Here is a 20958-nt window from a genome sequence, read left to right on the forward strand (position 1 = left end):
ATTCCGCTGCCCGTCTTCGAGCGCGACGAGTCCGAGTTCTGGCTCACCGTCGCCGATCTGATCGGGAATCCGCTGTGCGTACAGCCCCGGCACCGTGCCGTGGTGGCCTTCCTCGACCGGGCCGGCGAGTTCGATGGTATCGACCCGTTCCCCGCCGGGAATCTCGTACAGACCGATGCGAATCCCGCTCTCGCCGCCGCTACGGACCACGGCGACCTCCTCGGTACCGTCACCGGTTACATCGCCCGCGGGGGCCGCGGGGACGGGCTGTCCCGGGCTGTTTCGTATCTGCCAGGACGGAGTGACGGGAACGCTCCAACGCTCCGCGAACTCGTCGCCGGCGCGGACTTCGACGGTTGCTTCGTCTGCGTCCTGGTCCTCCTGGTAGACGATAGCCGCCGGCGTTTCGTCGCCGGTCAGGTCCGCTTCGACAGGTGTAATCGAAGCGCGAGAGGGATGGGCGATGTCCGATCGAACCGTCCCCTCGCCGGGCACGAACACGACCGAGTTCCGATCGTCGTCGTCGTGTGCCCCGAAGGTGACCTCGTCGTAGCCGTCACCGGTCCGGTCGCCGATCGATCGCAGCGTATCCTGGTCGAGTCGTCCCTCGTACTCGGCCTCTCGAACCGTCTCGAACGACAACTCGCCCGACCCATCCGGCTCGAGGACGGCGAGTTCACCGTCGCGAGAGACCGCGACCAGGTTCTCGAGTTCGCCCTCGCCACCGACGGCGACATAGCGGATATCGTTCCCATCGACGGGCTGCCACTCGGTGCCCTGCTCGTCGGAATGTCGGTGTTCGTAGACGCGATACCAGACCGCCTCGCCGGTCCGAACGTCGAAGACGAACGCACCCTGTCTGTCGCCGACGAGGACGTTCGCGTTGCCGTTGCCGGTCACGTCCCCGAGGACGGAGACCGATGTCGGCGAGAGCCGCTGTTCACCTCGCGTCTCGAGGTCGACGACGAGGGTGTGTCGCTGTCGTTCGCTTCCATCGTCACCCGAGCGGACGACCAGTTCGGCGATGGGATCGTCCTCACCGTCGTGGCGGCCGGGTCGTTCCGCCACGGTCAGCAGATCGTGTCCGTCGTCGGTTTCGATCGTTCTGACGGTCGAGGTAGCGCGGTCCTGGAGGAACGTCGGCGGGTCCACCGTCTCGGTCCAGGCGACGGAGCCGTCGACGCCCGACCGGACGGCGATATCACGGACGTACTGTTCGCGGTCGATTTCGTGGCTCGAGGTGACCAGCACGTCCGCGGTGCCGTCTCCGAGGAAATCGCCCCTCGTTACGTCCTCGTTCCGGACGGCGGGGTAGTACCACTCGAGCGTCCCGGTCGTATCGGTCCCGAGCACGTCGCCCTCGGTGGAGGCGACGACCAGCCCGTCGTCGACGGTGACGTATCCCGTCCCTTCGTCCCGGCCGTGCCGATCTACGTCGGGCACGGCGTCGATTTCGAGGGTCTCGGTCACCGTCCCGTCCGTGAGATCGACGGCTTCGACCGCCTGGCTCTCCCCGTCGGGTGCACGGGGAACGAGCAAGCTGCCACCCGCTACGTCCGGCGCGTACGCGATCGAGCCGGCGGTCGCGACCGGTGCCTCCTCGCTCGACCACTCGACCGAGCCGGTGTCGGGATCGAGCAGGTGGAGCTGTTCTCGGTCGTCCTCGAGTCGCCGTTCCGTCGGGTCCTCGTCCGTACTGACGGCGACGGCGAGACGGCCGTCGGCGACGACGAGCTCGAGGTTTTCGTAGTTGGCGTCGCCGGGAACGGTCGGCACCGCTCGCAGCTCCGATCCGCCACCGCGGTAGTAGCTGACGATCTCCGCGTCGGCATACGAGACGACTGTCTCGGTCCAGACGACCGAGCCGTCGTCCGGCTCGACCAGGGAGACGGCTCCGTCCTCGGTGGCGGCCGCGAGATGCTCAGTGCCGTCGACGGTCACCGACTCGAGGTCCCAGACCGATCGCGGGATCGGGTCGAACCGATCGCTCTCGAACGGCTCGGCGAGTTGCGTCTCGAAGACTCGTTCCCCGGACATCGTCTCGATCCCGATCAGGCTTCCGTCCTGGGTACCGGCGTAGACGCGATCCCCGTCGGTCTCGAGCGTCCAGACGGGGGACTCGGCGTCGACGGCCCAGCGACGGTCGCCGCTCTCGGCGTCTAGCCCGACGATTCCGTGGCCGGCCGCGACCGCGACGGCTCCGCCGTCGTCGATCGGCTCGGCGTCGAAGGCATCGACCTGTCGGTCGACCTCGCCCATGTCGGGATTGTACACCGTTCGCGTCCGGCTCTCGTCCCACTCGAGGCTGCCGTCGGAGAGATCGACGGCGAGAACGTTCGCGAAGTGATCGTCGTCGGTGAGTACGATCGCCCGCTCCCCGGCGACGTGGGTGATCTCCTGGACGGGTCGGAGGTCGACGAACTGTTCGAGGGTCCCGTCGGCGACGACGTACAGTCCGTCGTCGGTTCCGACGAGGACCCGGTCGTCGGCCGGAACCGGCTCGGTGGTCACGTCCCCGGCAAGTCCGATGGGACCGACTTCGGGGTCGTCGACAGCAGTTACTTCGAGCTGTTGTGTATCCGATTCGACCCCCTCGTCGACGGTAGTGGCGTCCGCATTGGCGACCACGCCGCCCACGTATGCGACGCCACCGACGAGACAGACGAGGAAAAGAACGACCGCTGCGACGTGGGTAGTTCTCATACCTACCCCAGATTGCCGGTTCCAGTCATGGCTATCTTTCTCGAAGAAAGTAACTTCAAAGTTTTTGCCAGCGAAAGCGAATAATGCAGTTGACGGCGTCGAACGACGTGTGACTGCAACGGCGTCGACTGGTCGTGAGTACGCTGGACTACGAACTCGCGTAGGCGATTCGCTCGCCGACCTCGAGTCCGTTTCGGAGTGCAGCGTGGAGTCGTCCCTCACCGGCGACCCAGTCCCCGAGACAGTACAGCCCCTCTTTTTCCGCGCTCCGGAGCGGCCCCGTTGGGACGCCGTCTTCCGGCAGGGCGTAGCGCCAGCCCTGGTGGTCCGTCCAGTCCGGCTCCGTCAGGCGCTCGTCCTCGAGCAGGTCGGCCGCGATGTCGGCTAACGCCTCGAGATTGCGCTCGGGTGGTTCGTCGTATCGCTTGCGGGACCACTCGTGGTTTGCCTGCACCACGAGCACCGACTCGCCGGCCGGAACGTGGCCGGGCTTGCACTCCTCCCGTGCGATCCAGCCGACCTCGTGGTCCTTGTCCGTGTTGACCAGCGCGTAGTAGGGGACCTCGAGTTCGAACGGGTAGTGGAAGACGCCGGTCCAGATCGTCCGGTACGGAACGCCCTCGATGGTCTCGGCAAGGGTTTCCCGGAGATCGTCGGACTCCCACCCAGCCGAGCGCACGAGATCGACCGTCTGGGGCGCTGGCGGGTTGAGAAGCAGGCAGTCGAACGGTCCCCAGACCTCGCCATCCGTGTCCTCGAGCCGCCAGAGACCTCCGTCGCGACTGATACGCTCGACGCGCGTGCGTCGGTGGACATCCGCCTCGGTGCGCCCGAACAGTCGCTTCGCGATCTGGGTTACTCCCTGCCGGTAGGTCCACCTGTGCTCGTCGACCGCGAGGTCACGGCCCGACGACACCTCGCCGTCGCGGTCGAACGTCCAGATCGGTCCGTCGACCTCGACCAGGCCGTCCGTCTCGAGTGTCTCCGTCAGGAGGTCGGCGACGCGTTCGTCGTCGGATTTGACGTAGTTCGCGCCGTAGTCGTAGGTCACGTCCCCGTTCCGTCGGGTCGCTGCCCGACCACAGAGGCCGCCGGACTTCTCGAGTACCGTCACCGTCGCGTCGTCGATCGTCTCCGAGATCACGTACGTCGCGGCTGCGGCGGCTGCGCCCGCGCCGACGACTCCGATGCTGGTCATAGTCGTTTTGGGGGCTTCCCGCTCAAGTAGTCACGTGCTACTAGTGTCGGCTGCGTGTGGCGACTCGAGTTCGATGACCAGCGTCCGAATCGGGGCTCGCTGCACTGTCGTTCGTGATAGTAGACCGAAATATATATTTTTCGCCGAAATATCCACGGACCAATGCCCTCCACCCGCCGCTCGGTTCTCGCAGCGTGTACCGTTGGGATCGGTTCGCTCGCGGGGTGTCTCTCGAGCAAGGAGCCGACTACAGACGGCTCCTGGCCGAAACGAACGTGGAACAACGCCCACACCGGATACTCGACTACGGACGGTCCGACGACTGATCTTCACACAGTCTGGCGTCGGAACCGATCGCACAGCAGGGGCGGCGATCCCTCCCCAGTCGTCGACGACGGCGTTCTCTACCTGGCCTATTCACGGGGGGCCCGGGAAGACGAATGCGGCGGGACCTGGATCGAAGCGTTCGATGCGGCGACCGGCGACTCCCAGTGGACGACAGAACTCTTTCGGGCCGACGAGCGCCGCTTCTTGACCCACTCGGACTCGACGGTCGTGGACGGGGATCGGTTGTTCCACGAGACTCCGCGTGGGCTGACGATGCTCACGACCGACGGGGAACGCCGGTGGACCTTCGACTTCGCTAGTCTCTCTCGCGGCCAGCCGATCTCCGACGTCGTTACGCCCATCGTTACCGACGACGTGGTCGTGACGGGGACGTACGGCTCGCCCGGCGATGGACGGGACGAAATCGTCTACGGCATCGATCCCGCGACCGGGACTGAACGCTGGAACGCGGCGTTCTCCGAGTGGGCGAGTATGTGGCACCTGGCCGCGGCCGACGGCACAGTCTACGTTCCCTTCAGGCGTACCGGGCTCGTTGCGCTCGACCCAACGACGGGCGATGAACGCTGGCGCTGGGAGGGACCGCTCAACGGAACCCCGACCGTCGTCGACGACCTGCTGCTCGTCCCCCTCCGAGGCGAGCGCGACGACGAGCACACGCTCGTCGCGCTGAACCGTCGCGATCGCTCGGTCCGCTGGCGGCGATCGATCGGGTACCGCTGGTCCGATGCGAAGTGTGCCGTCGCGAACGGACTGATCTATCACGTCGCGGCGTTCGGCCTCGAGGCGCGTCGACTCGAGACGGGCGAGCGAGTGTGGCGTTTCGGTCCCGAAGAGGGGACGCGCCCCGAGGGTGTCCCACAAGTGGACCTCGTTTCGACACCCGTCGTGTCCGGGGCCGCCGTTTACGTCCCTGGCTGGGTCCAGCGCGATACGATGTACGGCCACCTGTTCGTCGTCGACGCCAGGACGGGGGACGAACTCGGCCGTGCGGAGATTGGCCGGAACGAACACGCCCGGAAAGCCACCCCAGCAGTCACCTCCGACCTCGTTTTCCTCGGGTCGAACCACGGGACCCTCCGTGCGTTCGCCGAGTGCTCGTTCGAGGTCGGCGGTCGCTGTCTGAGAGACTGACGGGAATAGACGGGTGGCTATCGTAGTCTGTCACTGCAGCGCACTGTCGACCGTGATTGCACGCCCTCCGGACAGACGTGTCGGGCCCAGAGACGCGACAGCGCCAGCCACAAGTCCCCGGCGTTCGACCCCGACGCATGGCTCGAGAGTACGACAAACTCATTCGGGACGCGATTCCGGAGATCATCGAGCGCAACGGCGAGACGCCGCTCGTCCACACCGCGACCGAGGCGGAGTACGAACGCCGACTCCGCGAGAAACTGGACGAGGAAGTCGCGGAGTTCCAGGAGAGCGGGGCCGCCGAAGAACTGGCCGACGTACTGGAAGTCGTCCATGCGATTCGAGAGCAGGAGGGGATTTCCGTGGAACGGCTCGAGCAACTCCGGACGGAGAAGGCCCGCGAACGTGGCCGGTTCGAGAAACGAGTTGTGCTCGAGCGCGTCGAGTAACCGTCGGCTGGGTCGGCGGAAAACGAGAGACGTGACGAGACGGCAAACGCGCGAACGCACGGCCGATCGAACGATCGAACCCCTTTTGCGACGGCGGCCGGTATGAGCGACCGATGGACGTACTGATCGTCGGCGCGGGGTCGATGGGAACGTGGTTCGGGGACGCGATCGACGCCTCGGTCGCGTTCGCCGATGTCGATCCCGACGCCGCGGCCGCGGCCGCCGATCGGATCGAGGACGCCGAGGTCGCCGCCCTCGAGGGCGACGACCGCTACGATGTCGTCTGTCTGGCGGTACCGATGACCCACGTCGAGGACGCGGTCGCCGACCACGCGCCACGAGCACGGCGGGCCGTCGTCGACGTCTCGGGCGTGATGGAACCCGCCCTCGAGGCGATGCAGAACTGCGCCGCCGACCTCGAGCGGCTGAGCCTCCACCCGCTTTTTGCGCCCGAGCGTGCCCCAGGATCGATCGCGGTCGTCCGTGATCGCGACGGGCCGGCGACGGAGGCACTACTCGAGGCGCTGGAGGCCCGTGGGAACGACCTCGTCGAGACGACGCCGGCCGAACACGACGAGGCGATGGAGACGGTCCAAGCGACGACCCACGCGGCCGTGCTCGCGTTCGCGCTGGCGGCCGACGGATCGGCGGTCCCCGACGGCTTCGAGACGCCGATCTACGACCGCCTCGAGACGCTCGCCGAACAGGTGACCGACGGCTCGCCGCGGGTCTACGCCGACATTCAGGACGCGTTCGACGGCGCGGACGCCGTGGCGGCGGCTGCGGCCGAAATCGCGTCGGCGGACGGCCGGGAGTTCGAGGAGCTGTACCGGGAAGCCGGGGAGCGGTGGGCAAACGACGCGGATACCCCAGGCGACGCCGACCCGGCAACCGACGACCACGCCGACGGAAGTGATACCACATGAGTGACCAGCGCGATTCCGTCCGATCCAACGCGAAGTACCTGCGAAACGTCAGACCGATCGATCCCGAGGAAATCTGTGAGTACGTCGAGGGGACGCCCCATCCCGCCGTCGTCCGCCAGCACCTCCGCGAACTCGCGCCGGAACGGGGCCTCGAGTTGATCGAGCGCGAGGACGGCACCTTCGTCCCAGTCGAGGACGACCCCGTCTCGCCGAACCCCGGAGCCGTCGAGTCGTTCCCGTCGACGTACTCCCGGGCGCTCGAGGACCTGCTGGTGGAACGCTACGGGGCTAACTGGCACGCAGACGCCAGTGGCAACCTGCTGCGCTCGACGATCCGCCGGTTCAAAGAACGGTACCTCGAGGGCAGACCCGTCGAGTACGACGACGACGTGGCGACCGGGTACGCGATCTATCACCTGCCGGGCTACTACGCGGCCGTCCAGTACGCGCTCGACGATCTGGCCCAGCGGGGGCTGCTCGGGCAGAACCTGCGCGTGCTCGACGTCGGCGCAGGCGTCGGCGGGCCCGCGCTCGGGCTGGCCGACTACCTCCCCGAAGACGCCTTGCTCGAGTATCACGCGATCGAACCCAGCGCAGCCGCGGACGTCCTCGAGACGTTGCTCGCGGAGACCGGTCGGAACGTCCACACGACAGTTCACCGGACGACCGCGGAGGCGTTCGATCCAGCGACGATCGTCGACGAGGGCCGCGACGATGCCTTCGATCCGACCGCGCCGGACGACGGGTTCGACCTCGTGCTCGCCTGTAACGTCCTGAGCGAACTCGAAGACCCCGAAGCCGTCTTGCGACGGTACCTCCGGACGCTCGCACCCGATGGCACCGTCCTCGCGATGGCACCGGCGGACAAGAACACGAGCATCCAGCTTCGGGACCTCGAGCGACGGCTCGAGGACGAACGAGTGTGGGACCGGGCGGACGCCTCGGCGTCCGGGGGGACAGAACCACTGGGACCCGTCACCGTCTACGGACCACCAGTCCGGCTCTGGCCCGGCGAGCGGCCCGAGGATCGTGGCTGGTCGTTCGACGCCCGGCCCGACCTCGAAACGCCGCCGTTCCAGCGGAAACTCGAGGACGCCGTGCCGGCGGACGATCCCGATCACGAGCCCGGCGAGTTCGTCAACGTCGATGTCCAGTTTTCCTACTCGCTGTTGCGTCTGGACGGCACCCGCCGGATCGACCTCGAGCTCGACACCGGGGACTGGGCGCGCATGGCCGAGATGGAGCGCCACGTTCCCAATCGGATCGATGTCGTCGCCGCGAAGCTCAGTCGGTCGTTGAGCGACGCGGAGGAGGGCAGCCACGGCGGCCCTGGTGGTCGATCGAACCCGCTTTTCAAAATCAGCGACGGCAGCGAGCGCGTCGATCACTATGCGGTCGTGACCAACGAGACCGCGCTCAACCGGCCGCTGCTCGAGGCCGACTACGGCGATGTCTGCTCGTTCGAACAGGCACTCGCGCTCTGGAACGACGACGAGGAGGCGTACAACCTGGTCGTCGACGAGGAGACGATCGTCGACCGAATCGGCTAACACCTGACGGTGGCCGCGTCACGGCCCCGAGCGCGGGACGTACCTCCCGCGTCCGCCGAACCGCCACAGCGAAGCGGTGATCTTTTCGCACCAGCGTCCAATCCGACGGTATGAGCGAAGGCGAGAGCGACGACGACCTCGAGATCCTGTTGACGAACGACGACGGGATCGACAGCACGGGACTCCGGGCCGTACACGATGCGCTCTCGGAGCACGCCGATGTCACCGTCGTCGCCCCCGCGGACGACCACAGCGCTTGCGGCCGTTCGATCTCCCACGAGGTCGACGTCTACGAGCACGACCTCGGCTACGCCCTCGATGGCACCCCCGCCGACTGCGTCGTCGCGGGCCTCTCCGAACTGACGCCCGATCGAGTGCCCGATCTGGTCGTCGCCGGCTGCAACAAGGGCGCGAACTTGGGCGAGTACGTCCTGGGCCGCTCGGGAACGATCAGTGCCGCAGTCGAGGCCGCGTTCTTCGACGTGCCGGCGATCGCCACCTCGATGTACGTTCCCCTCGAGGGTGCGTCCCTGAGTGATGTCGATCTCGGACCGGAGGAGTACGCCGAAGCAACCCGTATTACGAACTTCCTGACCGAACACGCACTCGAGGCCGGGGTCTTCGATCACGCGGCCTACCTCAACGTCAACGTTCCGTTGCCGGACGGCGGACCCGCGCCGGTCGAAATCACGCGCCCCTCGAAACGCTACGAGATGGATGCCGAACGCGACGGTGATCGAATTCGCATGCGCGACCGGGTCTGGGAAACGATGGCTCCCGACGAGATTCCGGACCCCGAGGGGACGGACCGGCGGGCGATCGCCGAAGGACGGATCAGCGTCTCCCCGCTAACCGCACCCCACTCGACGAACCATCACGAGACGCTCGAGGGCCTCGCCGAACGGTACCACGAGTCGGCTGGTATCGAACCCGAGGGGTGAGGCCGAGAGTGAGAGGCACAACCAGCCCGTGACGACTCTGTGTATTGTGGGCTAATACCACGGTAGTGCGGCGCTCTTTCAGTTTCCGTTTGCAACCCGGAGTGATTTGTACCCCGATAGCGAACAGTCAGGTATGACGACGGTCGAAGTCGAGTACTGTGTCCCGTGTGGCTTCCTCTCGCGTGCGGAAGACGTACAGCACGCGCTCCTGTCGACGTTCGGTGAGCAACTCGAGGCAGTAACGCTCAGGACGGGTGTTGACGGGGTGTTCGTCGTCCGCGTCGACGACGAGGTCGTCTTCGACAAGTCCGAAGACGAGTTCGACGTCGACGGAATCGTCAGACGGGTTCGCGAGCGACTCTAAACTCGTCGTCGCAGACGGGGACGGCAACGAGTCGTGCCTGGCATTTCCGATCACGATATCGAACGCGAATCCGTCGACACCGTGTCCCATCGGTCGCCGCGTCGTGGTCGCATAGTCGGCCCCGTGTGCGCGTCTCGAGGAAGGGGACGGCACTGACGCCATCGTCATCGCTATCGCCATCGCCATCGCCATCGCGCTCGAGCGGTTCCCAGGACGGTACAAATATAAGAACGATGACGGAGAAACGAACGATAACGACGTTCGCGGATCGACGGCTATCGGTACCCCTGTCACACCGACTACCGTTACCGCTACTACCAACGATGGAGGGTAATCACACATGGTACTGAATTCACTCCGGACTCGCCTCTCGTCTCTCTGGTCGGGCGATTCGGGCGACGAAACACAGACGACAAGCGAGTCCGAACCGAACGCGACCGAAGAATCGACCGACGAACGAACCGACGACGCGGACGAAACGCTGAGCTACGCCGAGGAGATCGAGTACGGCGTCGACGAGCGAGATCTCTCCGACGAGGACAAAGTGCTCCGGCTCCTCGTCAAACGCGGCGGCCGGGTCGACCGCTCGACCGTGCTCGAGGAAACCGGCTGGTCGGAGGACCGGCTGGCGTCGATCGTCGACCGGATGGAAGACGACGACCAGATCAGCGCGATCACGGTCGGACGCAAGCGAGTGATCTGTCGAAAGGGATTCGAGCCCAAGGGGTATCGGTCGCACCTGAACGAGTGAGAAGCGGGTATACGCGATGTCTTCGTTTCCCTCTCGGTCTCACGATCAGTTCCGGCTCCCGTTTCCATCGCTCGTCGCTTCGCGTTCAGTGTCTCGTCGAGCCCGCTCGATACGGCCGCCCACCGTTCGAGCCCCTCGACGGCGTATGAAGGCCGAACCAGTTTCCCTCGAGGCGGCGTGAAAGAGAACATGCTCGAACTCGCATTGCTGTTTTTCGTGATCGCGATCGTCGCCGCCGCGGTCGGCGCGACTGGCGTCGCTGGCATCACGATGTCCATCGCGAAGTGGCTCGTGCTGTTGTTTCTCGTCCTCGCGGTCGTCTCGCTGTTGTTGTGACGATGCCGGCGAAACGATCGGCTGTTCCAGTGGGTGAGCGTAGCGTAGAGTAGCGTAGCTATCGACTACTAGTAGCCGCCGACTGCAGGGAGACGCTGGGTCAACCGTCTTCCCGTCCGGCCGCCGAACCGGAACGTGGAAACGCGGCGGACAACGGGTCCGGAATTCGAGCCGGGTCCGCGTTCGCGTTCGCGTCCAGTGACTCGAGGACGACCAGCACCTCGTCGAAGCGTGGTCCACGCTGGACCGAAAACGGCTCCGTCGTCCAGTCGACGAACCCCCAGTCGGCAAGCAGCGGCAGGTGTCGATGTTTGAGCGCGAGGACGAGCGAGTCGCGGTCCGACGATGGTTCGCGGTCGGCTGCGGACGGAACTGCGGCGTCGGGAAGCGGGACCTGTGAATCGGCTGGTTTCTCCTGTAGCGTCAGAATCAACCGCCGTCGCGGCCGCGCCGCAAGTGCCTCGAATACCTGATTCCACCGCTCGACGGACCGCCTCGGTTCCCCCGGTCGTGTGCCGGTCATACTACCTTGCCGTAGCTCCACCCCGATAGCTATTACGGATCAAAATCACTTTTGGTTACTCGTCTAATATCTCGGCGGAGAACGCCGACCGACCCAGAGATTCGCTCGACAGGGGACGGAAGTGCCCACACTGCAACGGCCACGAGCAACTCGAGGGAGAGGTCGGTCCGAATCAGTCAGCCGGCGGCCAGGCGACGAGCCCGTTGGATTCCGAACCGGAACCAGCTCCTGTTGACAGTGAGAAAAGTCTAATAGCGAGCCCGGAAATTGACGAGCTATGCTACACTGTCACGGTCCCCTTCTCACGGTCGACGTCGGAGACGAGACGGTGTCGGAGTCGGACATCGAATCGCTGCACCGGCGGTACCTCGGCGGCCGGGGTCTCGCGACCCGGCTCGCTCACGAGCGGGTCCCCTTCGATGCCGATCCGTTAGGGCCGGAGAACCGCGTGTACTTCACGACCGGACCCATGCAGGCTTCGAAGATGAGCTTTACCGGCCGGATGAACTGTACTGCCGTCTCACCGCTGACCGACGGGCTACTCTCGAGCAACGCCGGCGGATTCGTGTCCAGAAACGTTACCGCTGCCGGCTACGGAGCCGTCGAGATCACCGGCGAGAGCGACGAGCTCGTCGTTGTCCACGTCCGGGACGATGGCGTCACGTTCCAGTCCGTTCCCGACCTCGAGGACGCCACCGTTCCCGAGACGCTCTCCGCTCTCGAGACGGAACACGACGTGACCGCGGATCAGACGGCAGTCGTCGGACCGGCCGGCGAGCGGGAGGTCCGGTTCGCATCGATTATGACCTCCGAAGAGCGGGCGTTCGGTCGGGGCGGACTCGGCGCGGTGCTTGGCTCGAAGAACGTCAAAGCGATCACGTTCGACGGCGACGCCGAGCCGGACGTTGAGGTACCGGCGACCCAGAACGAGATTCACCGGGAGGCAGCGACGGACGACCACATAATGAAAGAACAGGGGACAGTCGCGGTGATGGACCTGGCAAACGAGATGGAGGGGCTGCCCGCCTACTACTTCTCCGAGCGACAGTTCGAGGGCGTCGAGGGGATCAACGGCGCGGCCGTCGCGGACAAGAAGTACGAGAAAGGCACCTGCTCGGCCTGTGCGTTCGCCTGTAAACTCCCGACGAAAGACGAGGAGGCGGGGGTCGAGACCGAAGGGCCCGAGTTCGAGGTCGCGATGGCGTTTGGCTCGAACTCGGGGGTCGACGACATCGTGGAGGTGATGAAGTCCAACAAGCTGTGTGACGAGTACGGACTCGACGCCATCTCGACGGGGAATACGGTCGCAGCCTACCTGGCGGCCAACGACGAGTTCGGCAACGCGGAGCTGATCCACGACCTCGTCGAGCGGATCGCCTACCGCGAGGGCGTCGGCGACGACCTCGCGGAGGGAATCGACCGGGTGCACGACGACCTCGGGGTCGACAACTGGACGGTCAAAGGGATGGACTTCGCCGCCCACGAGGGACGAGTGCTCCACGGTCAGGGCCTGTCGTACGCGGTCGCCAACCGCGGTGCTGACCACATGTACGCAACCTTCTACTCGGTCGAGTATCCGCTCGTTGCCGAAGAAGACGCCCTCGAGCCCGGCGGCACTCTCGGCAAGGCCGAGCGGCTCGTCCACCGGGAGAACCTGATGGCGCTCAACGACTCGGGGGTCGTCTGTAAGTTCTCCCGCGATTACATGAGCAACGAGCGCTACGAGCAACTGTTCGACGCCGACTTCGAGGACCTGCTCGAGATCGGCGCTCGGACGGTCACCCTCGAGCGACACTTCAACAACCAGCGTGGGTTCGACGCCGCCGACGACGACCTCCCCTACGAGCTCCCGGACTTCGAGCAGGCCCTCGAGGAGTACTACGACGCTCGAGGATGGGAAGACGGCGTCGTTCCGGACGATGCGGTGCCGTACGCTGGCGACGCGTGAGCGGCCGGGATGGATCGCCAGCGGCCGCGGCTCCCGCGCTCGGGCCGGGTTAGCGGAACCGGAACGGGTACTGACCCGAACCGACATCGGACGGGAGAGCAAAGTACGTCCCCGCCAAACGCCCTGTTATGGCAGCGCCACGCGTTCGCGTGTTGAGCACCGGTGGGACGATCGCGGCGACCGGCGGGCCGGACGGAGCCACGCCGGCTAAAGACGGCGACGAACTCGTCGCCGCCGTCCCCGACCTCGCGGAGATCGCCGCCGTCGAAACGGAGTCGGTCTGTGACGAACTCAGCTTTCATCTCTCGCTCGAGAACGTCGCTTCGCTCGCTCGAGCCGTCGAGCGAGCGGCCGCAGACGGCGTCGACGGGGTCGTCGTCACCCACGGGACCGACACGATGGAGGAATCGGCGTACTACCTCGATCTGGCGCTTGGGACCGACGTGCCGGTCGTCTTCACCGGCGCACAGCGCCCTGCGGACGCGGTGAGCGCCGACGGCGCGGAGAACCTCCGACAGGCGGTCCAGGTCGCGGCTGACGACCGCTTCGAAGCGGGCTCTTACGTGGCTTTCGCCGACCTCGTCCACGCGGCGCGGTGGGTGACGAAGGCCCGCGCCGGCCGTCCCGAAGGGTACGCCTCGCCCGACGCGGGCCCCGTCGCGGAGGTCACCGCCGACGGTCTCTCGTTGCGACGCGAACCCCGCAGCGAGTCGGTCCCCGTTCCCAGCCTCGAGACGACGGCCCGCGTCGAACTGCTTCCGAGCGGCCTGGATGTCGACGATCGACAGCTCAGACGGGCCCTCGCGGACGGGGTCGACGGGCTCGTTCTGGCAGCCAGTGGGATCGGGAACACCACGCCGGCGATCGGTGACGCCGTCGGGGACGCAGTCGCGTCCGGCGTGCCAGTCGTCGTCGCGACGCGGTGTTACGACGGTGCCGTCGCGGCGAAGTACGGCGGTCCCGGCGGCAGTCGGACCCTCCGCGATCACGGGGCGATTCCGGCCGGCGACCTCCCGCCGTGGAAAGCCAGGATCAAACTTGGGCTGGTGTTGTCGGCCGAGGACGCGGGACCCGAGACGGCACGAGACGCGTTCGACCGACAACGAGGAGTCCCGACGGCCGGCCAGTGAGGCTGCTAGACAGGACGCTCTTCGTGCGCGGATTGTTCAGTAGTTCGTCCTACCTGATGCGAAACGCGAGCCCGATAGCGCCATCTTTCAATCGGTGGTCTGTTCCACACAGATTTCGGGTTAAAGCACCCTGAAAGCGCCAGAAGTGGATGAAAGAGCTCACTGGATACGAGAGCGAACAACTGGTAGCCGGTACTATCTCACTGGGTGAAGACGTTATCCACGACGACGATTCCGACGATGTCCGGAACGCCGTCGAGGACGCGCTCGATCGTCGTCGGGAGTTCGATATCCAGTACCGGATTCGGACGGCAAACGGTGAACTGCGTCGGATTCGGGAGCCCGCTCACGGCGTCTACGACGGTGGAGAAGTCGTCGCTATCGAAGGGTACATCTGGGACCCGGACTCGTCCCGACCGACGACGCTCTGGACGGACGAAGAGTCGAATTCGAGATCGAAGGCCGGCCCTCCCACGGAGTAAAGAACCCGAACTCGAGCGCTAACGCGGGACGATCTGCGCGTGGTTGGTAATTCCTGCCACATCTCTATCCCCCTCGAGCTGGTCGTTCCAGTCGAATGTCCGACTGGCCAGCGCCCGACGATCACTCCGCGCACACAGAGACGTCTGCTCTACGGACCGGGGACCTCTTTCGACTCCTCTCGAGTCGTCGGGCCCGTGCGACCGTCGTCGTTCTCCGCGACCAGCCGGATACGACGCTGGATCGGCTCGCGTCGGCCGTCGCAACGATGGATGCAGGCGATCCGTCCACACCGCCGGAACGGGAGTACGACCGAGTCCGGCACGAACTCTACCACGCGACGCTGCCGGCCCTCGAAGAGCAAGGACTGATCGCGTTCGATCCGGACCGGAAAACCGTCAGGGTAACCGACGTTCCCGAGGCCGTCTACGCGGTCGTCGAGGAACTCGACGAGTAACGAAATGCCGTCGGCAGGACGGCAAACAGGGCAGAAAGCAACGGCATGAATCGAAAGCAGCAGCGAGAAAAACGGGTTACGACTCGAGGTCCGCTTCGCCGTCGGCACTCACGTCGGCGTTCGGATTGATCTCCTCGAGTTCGCGTTCGACCTGCGCCTGGCCCTTCTTGAACTCACCGGCGGATTCGCCGATCGAGCGGGCGAGCTTGGGAATCTTCTGTGCGCCGAACAGCAAAACGGCGATCCCGACGATGAGCAACAGCTCCGGTCCGCCGGGGGCCATCGGAATGAACAGCGGTGCGATCGATGTCACGTCCACACACGGGCCGGCATCACTTGTAGGCTTTTCCACTAGAACGGTAGCCGAGAGGTCGGGCCTCCAAGCCGACGAAACGGACGGCTAACTCCCCCACTCTCGGGACACCGGCGTCTCGCTCGCGTCGACCGTCTCGAGGAGCCAGTCGGCCGCGGCCGCCACGTCCTCGTCCGTTCCGGTTACCTGCAGCCGGTTGTGTCCTGCCTCACGGTCCGGGTAACAGCCGACCGACACCGCGAACCGGTTCGTCGCCTCCTCGAGAGCCGGGACGATGTTCGCTTCGGGCTCAACGGTGTAGAGGTATCGAGAACGGCGGTCCCCGGCGAACTCCTCGGCGATCGTCTCGAACATGGCCTCGAGTTCCTCTGGAATGCCCGGCAGGACGTAGACGGTCGCGTCTCCGGCGTCGCCGTCGGTCTCGAGCACACAGCCCGGCGCGAGTCCGGCGTCGTTGACCAGCGGGCGACTTCCCTCCGGCAGCGCCGCCTCGGCCTCGATGTCGACCTCGGCTGCGAGGTCGTGTTCGGGCACTCGCTCGTCGATCTCGGCCAGCCGCCGCCGGACCGACGAGCGAGCGAGGTCCGTGACGACCAGTCTCCGATCGAAGGCGTCGGCGACCGCCTCCATGGTCAGGTCGTCGGGGGTACCACCGATCCCGCCGGTTACGACGACGGCGTCGAAGGTCGCGCCGTAGTCGGCGACGCGATCGGCGAGGGTTCGGCGGTCGTCCGGCAGCGAGAGGATTCGTTCGACGGCGACGCCCCGCTCGGTGAGCTGCGTCGCCAGCCAGTTCCCGTTCGTGTTCACCGTGTCGCCGGCTAGCAGTTCGTCGCCGACCGTGATGATCGCGACCTCCATATCTATCTCTGGATCGGTAGCGCTTCGAGGGCAAAAACCCAAGCGGTGCCGTCGCCGAGGAGCAAAGCCCAATAGCAGTCCCACTGATGGGAAATCCCTACTCGGACGCCGGAAGCCGCCCCGTCAGCGCTTCACTCGCCGGCGAAAGCGAGATCGGCGACCCGAGTCCGCGGTCCTCGGCTCGTTCGTACAGCATGTGTGCCGCGGCGACCGTCTCGATCCCCGTGCCACCGCTGTCGAACACCGTAATCTCGTCGCCGCTCGTCCGTCCCGGGTCGTTCCCGGCGACGACCTCGCCGAGTTCGGCGTGGACGTGGTCCGCCGTCACTGCGCCGTCCTCGAGCGCGGCGAGGAACGCACCCGCGTCGTAGGTCACCCGATCGCGCAGGTCCGGCACGTACGTCGCTCGCTCGATCGTTCGGACGTCGAGTTCACGGCTTCCCTCCTCGTACTGGCCCATCGCCGTTACGTGCGTGCCGGGCTCGAGTTCGTCGCCGTCGAACACCGGCTCGCTCGCCTTTGTCGCCGTGATGACGACGTCCGCACCCGACACCGCTTCAGCACTCGAGTCGGTAGCTGAGACCGTCGCCTCGAGGTGGTCGTCGAACTCCGCGGCGAACGCCTCGCGGTGCTCGCGCGTCGGCGAGTAGACGCGGACGTCCTCGAAGTCACGGACCGTCGCAGTGGTGTGTAACTGGCCGCGGGCCTGCGAGCCGCTGCCGACGACTGCGAGGCTCGTCGCGTCCTCGCGGGCGAGTTCGTCGACGGCGACCGCGCCGGCGGCCCCGGTCTTGAACGGGTTCATGCTCGCGCCGTCGAGCAGGGCCAGCGGCTCGCCGCTCTCGGCGTCGAACAGCGGCGTCACGAACCAGGCATCCCCTGCGCCGAAGCCGGCTCCGTACATGTACCCGCCCATCGCGCCCGTTTCGGGGAGCAACGCGGCGTAACTGGTAAACATCCCCTCGGGATCGGATCGCCGGAACTTCTGTCGTGGGTGGGCCGGCGCACCCTCTCCGACCTGTCGATATCCGTCCCTGACCGCCCCGACGTAGTCGGCGGGCGTCGCGAGCCCGTCGATCTCCTCTCTCGAGAGAAACAGCGCGTCTGTCATATCGCTCTCTTCCGCGGCGACCGGCAAAAAGGCGGGCAAAGCGGTAGGGCGCGTTCAATCGTCCGACGAACTCCCCTCGAGCGTACCACGTTCGGTCATCATCGATGTCCCCCGGTCGACCCACCGACGGCGGTAGTAGACGATGCCAACGAAGGCGACCCGGAAGACGAAATCGAGGACAACCGCGAAGTACGCCGCGATCACGCCGTAGCCCAGGTGGACGCCGACGACGTAGGTGAAGCCGAGTAGGAAGACGAACGTCCCGACTAGCCGGGCGATAAAGGGCGTAAGCGTCTCGCTGCCACCCCGCAGCGAGCCCGCGAGGACGATGTACGCGGCGATAAACAGTGCGGCGACGGCGTAGGCCTGAGCGAACCCGGTCGCGTAGCCGATCGTCACGGGGTCGCGGGTAAAAACGAGGACGAACTGTTCGGCGAAGGCAAACAGGATCGCACAGAGCCCGCCCACTGTGAGCACGCTCAGCCCGGTAGCTGCGAGCCCGTGGTAGTACGCCTCCCCTGGCTTCTGCTCGCCCAGTGACTGTCCGACCAGAATGTTGGCGGCGACGCCGTACCCGCGCCCGAGCGGCGAGGCGACCTGCTGGTACATCCGCCGTCCGACGTGGTACGCGGCGTTGACCTCCGTGCCGAACGCAAGCAGGATCGCGTTGAAGGGGAACTCGGCGATCATCTCGGAGACGCCCTCGGCGATGCGAGGCCAGCTGATGAGCAGCAGTTGTTTGATGACGACGAGTCGTCGCGGTCGAACGTACCGAATCTCGCTCAGCGGACTCCCGATGATCGCCAGGAAGGCGATCGCCCCGAGGCCGTCCGACAGCGCTGTCGCGGCGGCGATCCCGATTACGGTCAGCTCCGGCAGCGGGCCGAGGCCGAACGCAAGACCGACTGTCAATCCGATGTTGAGCGCGTTGACGGCCCCGTTGACGTACATCGGCGTCTTCGTATCGCCGGTCCCCTGGATCGAACGAGCGGCGATGAAGTTGACGTGGATCGCCGGAGCCGAGAGCATAATAAGCAGCAGATAGGTACTCCCGTACTCGATCACCTCGGCCATCGCCCCCTCCTCGGCGAGCGCGCCGAGGACGGCGATGGCGGATTCGTTGAGCAACAGGCCAAAGAGGATAAACGGAATGCCGCCGAGAAGTCCCAGCAGCAGGGCTTGAGTCACCGCCTGGTCACGGTTGGCCGTCGCGTTCGCACCCGTGTCCTGACTCGAGAGCGCGATCGCGCCGTCGCCGATGCCGATTCCGAACCGGATCGGAAACCGCGCGTAGATGTCTGCCAGCCCGACCGCGGCGACTGCCGCTGGAGAGAAGACGCCGGCGACGATCAGGTCGGTCGTTCGCATCAGCGTTCGCAGTACCTGTTCGGCCATGACTGGCCAGGAGAGGTCGAACACGCGCCGCCAGGCGCGCCAGAGCCGACTTCCGACGAACGCAAAGACTACCGACAACACTGGCGATGAATGCCTGCCGGCGTGGTTAAAAACTGAGTTTGCGGAAGCATCCTCGGTGTTTTCGCCGAACGGATCGGCCGACGCTCAGGCGCGCCGTGACAGGGCAGTCGTCCACCGTCACGTCTCCCGCCGCGGTTTCGGCATCGCGGCTGTCACACCTCGGGGTCGTCCTCGTAGGGCCACCGACCGCCGATCCGGAGTTCCTGGACGTATCCTTCGTCGAGCAGTTCCTTCGTCTCTTCCCGGGAGCGCTGGGGAAACTCCCGGTCCGCTTCTGCCGCCGTAAACGCCGCGGACGCGACGAGCACCGACAGCTCCCGGAAGTCCCGAACGTCCAGTTTGTCCAGCGTATCGGCGTGGGTGTGACCCCAGCCGCGACCGCTCGAGTCCGATGTCGAAGCGGTCATCGACGCCGGCACGCCCTCCTGGACGAACGCCCACTGGTCGCCGTGGGGGCTGATGGTGTCGCTCGTCTCGAGGGGGACGTCGTACTCCGAGGCGATCTCCTCGAACAGTTCCTCGACGGCGTCGAACTCGTTGGCGTTGATCCAGAGGGTACGCGAGTTCCCCGCACCGTCGATGTTGATGACGCACTTGACGGTCTCGAGGTTCTGGGTCGCTGCGGAGTGGTACGCGCCCTGGAGACCGATCTCCTCGGAGCCGAAGGGGACGAACCGAACGCGAGTCTCGAGGTCGTCCTCGACCTGTTTCAGCAGGCGAGCGATCTCGCAGACGAGGGCAGTGCCTGCGCCGTTGTCGTTGGCTCCCTCCGCGATGTCGTGGGCGTCGACGTGGGAAGTCACCATGACGACCTCGTCGGTATCGGGACCGACCTCGCCGACGACGTTCACCGAGTCGGTCGGCTCGTTCCGAGCCTCGACCGCGAGTTCGGCAGTCAACTCGCCGTCCTCGGCGTGACGGAGCAGTCGGCGGCCGACCTCTTTCGAGACGCCGACGGCGGGGATCGGTCCGGGGCGGTTGTCGTAGCCGATTTCGCCGGTCGCCGGGAGACAGCCCTCGACGTGGTTGCGGAACACGAAGCCGACTGCGCCAGCGTCGACCGCGCTGGCGTACTTCTCCATCCGGTGGAGTCGGCGGTCGTGGTCGTCGGGCGTCTCGCTCGAGGCCATCGCGACTTTCCCCTCGAGGTCGGCGTCTTCGAAGTCCGCGAGCCGACCGGAGCCGACGTCGACCAGTTCGGCCTCGACGGTCCCGCTCGGCGTGCCGGGAAGCCCGATCACCTGATAGTCGGCGTTGTACGTGTCCGTATGGGAGCCAGCGGTCTCGAGGACGGCGTCGCCACGCCACCAGCCGTCGATCTCGAACTCTTCGAGGTCGACGTTCCGGAGGCCGATCTCCTCGAAGGCGTCCCGGACGCGTTCCGCGCCCCGTCGTTCGCCCTGCTGGCCGGCCATTCGGTTGCCGATGTCGACCAGGTCCTCCAGTACCCTCCAGTGGAAGGTGCTCGTCTGTGCATCGCCGATGACCTCGTTCGGCAGCGTCGTCATGGATGGTCCGGGGGGAGGAGGGCCCAAGAAGGTACGGAATCCGGAACGCCGCCAGCCGTGCCCTGGCGACCGGTCGGCACGGACCCAATTCGTTTTGGAGCCGTACTCTTTACTGAACAGTCCCGAGTGCTGATATGGCCCCAGACGACGGTGCCGGCAACGCTGGCAACGACCTGTCTCCAGACGACCTCCTCGTGGACACGCATCGCCGCGACTCGGAACCGACGGTTCATGCGGTGGCTCGAGCGATCGCAACTGCCCAGGAGGTTCCCGTGGCCGAACTGGACCCGCTGTACGAGCACGTGCCAGTAGACGCACTCGAGGCGTTGCTCGAGGGTGCAGACGAACGGGAACTCCCCGTCGAGATCAGGTTTCCACTCGAGAGTCACGTCATCGTCGTCTCCGCCGGAGACTCCGTTTCGGTTCTGGCATATGATAAGACGTAAAAACTTTT

The 20958-nt window shown here is 65.9% G+C and carries 21 protein-coding genes; 13 read left to right on the forward strand and 8 right to left on the reverse strand.

The annotated features are described in order from the left end of the window. Together C446_RS10375 and C446_RS10380 are read right to left on the reverse strand one after the other, a co-directional pair. The coding region (locus tag C446_RS10375) for an outer membrane protein assembly factor BamB family protein (protein WP_006673049.1) at positions 1-2703 on the reverse strand (2703 nt) is incomplete at its 3' end. Between the two features lie 148 nt (positions 2704-2851). After that, positions 2852-3901, reverse strand: a complete 1050-nt coding sequence (locus C446_RS10380; RefSeq protein WP_006673050.1) for an NAD(P)/FAD-dependent oxidoreductase — start codon at positions 3899-3901, stop codon at positions 2852-2854. 162 nt (positions 3902-4063) lie between these two features. Between C446_RS10380 and C446_RS10385 the strand changes: the two genes are divergently transcribed. The 8 genes from C446_RS10385 (at position 4064) to C446_RS18055 (ending at position 10697) form a co-directional block, all read left to right on the forward strand. Next, on the forward strand, positions 4064-5380 hold the full coding sequence (locus C446_RS10385; protein WP_006673051.1) for an outer membrane protein assembly factor BamB family protein: 1317 nt from the start codon (positions 4064-4066) through the stop codon (positions 5378-5380). 137 nt (positions 5381-5517) lie between these two features. Next, positions 5518-5829, forward strand: a complete 312-nt coding sequence (locus C446_RS10390; RefSeq protein WP_006673052.1) for a nucleoside triphosphate pyrophosphohydrolase — start codon at positions 5518-5520, stop codon at positions 5827-5829. Between the two features lie 113 nt (positions 5830-5942). Then, positions 5943-6755, forward strand: coding sequence for a prephenate dehydrogenase/arogenate dehydrogenase family protein (locus tag C446_RS10395; RefSeq protein ID WP_006673053.1), 813 nt, complete (start codon positions 5943-5945; stop codon positions 6753-6755). Further along, entirely contained in the window at positions 6752-8305 is a 1554-nt protein-coding gene (locus tag C446_RS10400; protein WP_006673054.1) for a small ribosomal subunit Rsm22 family protein, read from the forward strand. The genes C446_RS10395 and C446_RS10400 overlap by 4 nt, the downstream gene beginning before the upstream one ends. A 110-nt stretch (positions 8306-8415) precedes the next feature. Beyond that, positions 8416-9246 carry a 5'/3'-nucleotidase SurE gene (gene surE, locus C446_RS10405; protein ID WP_006673055.1) on the forward strand — a complete coding sequence of 277 codons (831 nt, stop codon included), beginning with the start codon at positions 8416-8418 and terminating at the stop codon, positions 9244-9246. Positions 9247-9379: 133 nt separating this feature from the next. Continuing rightward, positions 9380-9610 carry a SelT/SelW/SelH family protein gene (locus tag C446_RS10410; protein ID WP_006673056.1) on the forward strand — a complete coding sequence of 77 codons (231 nt, stop codon included), beginning with the start codon at positions 9380-9382 and terminating at the stop codon, positions 9608-9610. Between the two features lie 340 nt (positions 9611-9950). Continuing rightward, entirely contained in the window at positions 9951-10361 is a 411-nt protein-coding gene (locus tag C446_RS10415) for a helix-turn-helix transcriptional regulator (protein WP_006673057.1), read from the forward strand. 189 nt (positions 10362-10550) lie between these two features. Further along, a complete protein-coding gene (locus C446_RS18055) occupies positions 10551-10697 on the forward strand; it encodes a DUF1328 family protein (RefSeq protein ID WP_083861110.1) in 147 nt (48 codons plus the stop codon). A 100-nt stretch (positions 10698-10797) separates the two neighbouring features. Here C446_RS18055 and C446_RS10420 read toward each other — a convergent pair whose 3' ends face one another. Next, positions 10798-11220 (reverse strand): DUF7344 domain-containing protein, encoded by a 423-nt coding sequence (locus tag C446_RS10420; RefSeq protein ID WP_006673059.1) that lies wholly within the window; start codon positions 11218-11220, stop codon positions 10798-10800. 277 nt (positions 11221-11497) lie between these two features. On the opposite strand from C446_RS10420, the gene C446_RS10425 reads away from it, so the two are divergent. The 4 genes from C446_RS10425 (at position 11498) to C446_RS10440 (ending at position 15235) form a co-directional block, all read left to right on the forward strand. After that, positions 11498-13168 carry an aldehyde ferredoxin oxidoreductase family protein gene (locus C446_RS10425; protein ID WP_006673060.1) on the forward strand — a complete coding sequence of 557 codons (1671 nt, stop codon included), beginning with the start codon at positions 11498-11500 and terminating at the stop codon, positions 13166-13168. Positions 13169-13296: 128 nt separating this feature from the next. Further along, the gene (locus C446_RS10430) at positions 13297-14298 is read left to right on the forward strand and encodes an asparaginase (protein ID WP_006673061.1); all 1002 of its coding nucleotides are present in this window, start codon (positions 13297-13299) and stop codon (positions 14296-14298) included. A 149-nt stretch (positions 14299-14447) separates the two neighbouring features. Beyond that, the gene (locus C446_RS10435; RefSeq protein ID WP_006673062.1) at positions 14448-14780 is read left to right on the forward strand and encodes a PAS domain-containing protein; all 333 of its coding nucleotides are present in this window, start codon (positions 14448-14450) and stop codon (positions 14778-14780) included. A gap of 95 nt (positions 14781-14875) precedes the next feature. Further along, a complete protein-coding gene (locus C446_RS10440) occupies positions 14876-15235 on the forward strand; it encodes a DUF7344 domain-containing protein (protein WP_006673063.1) in 360 nt (119 codons plus the stop codon). Between the two features lie 76 nt (positions 15236-15311). Here the strand turns inward: C446_RS10440 and C446_RS10445 are convergent, their stop codons facing one another. The 5 genes from C446_RS10445 to C446_RS10465 all read right to left on the reverse strand — a co-directional run bounded on the left by C446_RS10445 (position 15312) and on the right by C446_RS10465 (position 20504). Beyond that, positions 15312-15548, reverse strand: coding sequence for a Sec-independent protein translocase subunit TatA/TatB (locus C446_RS10445; protein WP_394295209.1), 237 nt, complete (start codon positions 15546-15548; stop codon positions 15312-15314). An 87-nt stretch (positions 15549-15635) separates the two neighbouring features. Continuing rightward, positions 15636-16409, reverse strand: a complete 774-nt coding sequence (locus C446_RS10450) for a competence/damage-inducible protein A (protein WP_006673065.1) — start codon at positions 16407-16409, stop codon at positions 15636-15638. Between the two features lie 97 nt (positions 16410-16506). Then, a complete protein-coding gene (locus tag C446_RS10455) occupies positions 16507-17520 on the reverse strand; it encodes an ornithine cyclodeaminase family protein (RefSeq protein ID WP_049920158.1) in 1014 nt (337 codons plus the stop codon). A 54-nt stretch (positions 17521-17574) separates the two neighbouring features. Next, positions 17575-18915 (reverse strand): MATE family efflux transporter, encoded by a 1341-nt coding sequence (locus C446_RS10460; RefSeq protein ID WP_006673067.1) that lies wholly within the window; start codon positions 18913-18915, stop codon positions 17575-17577. A 233-nt stretch (positions 18916-19148) separates the two neighbouring features. Then, positions 19149-20504 carry a M28 family peptidase gene (locus C446_RS10465; protein WP_006673068.1) on the reverse strand — a complete coding sequence of 452 codons (1356 nt, stop codon included), beginning with the start codon at positions 20502-20504 and terminating at the stop codon, positions 19149-19151. A gap of 134 nt (positions 20505-20638) precedes the next feature. Here C446_RS10465 and C446_RS10470 point away from each other — a divergent pair, with 134 nt between their 5' ends. Continuing rightward, positions 20639-20950 (forward strand): HalOD1 output domain-containing protein, encoded by a 312-nt coding sequence (locus C446_RS10470; RefSeq protein WP_006673069.1) that lies wholly within the window; start codon positions 20639-20641, stop codon positions 20948-20950. Positions 20951-20958: the final 8 nt, after the last annotated feature.

Source organism: Halobiforma nitratireducens JCM 10879, from assembly GCF_000337895.1.
Lineage (GTDB): Archaea > Halobacteriota > Halobacteria > Halobacteriales > Natrialbaceae > Natronobacterium > Natronobacterium nitratireducens.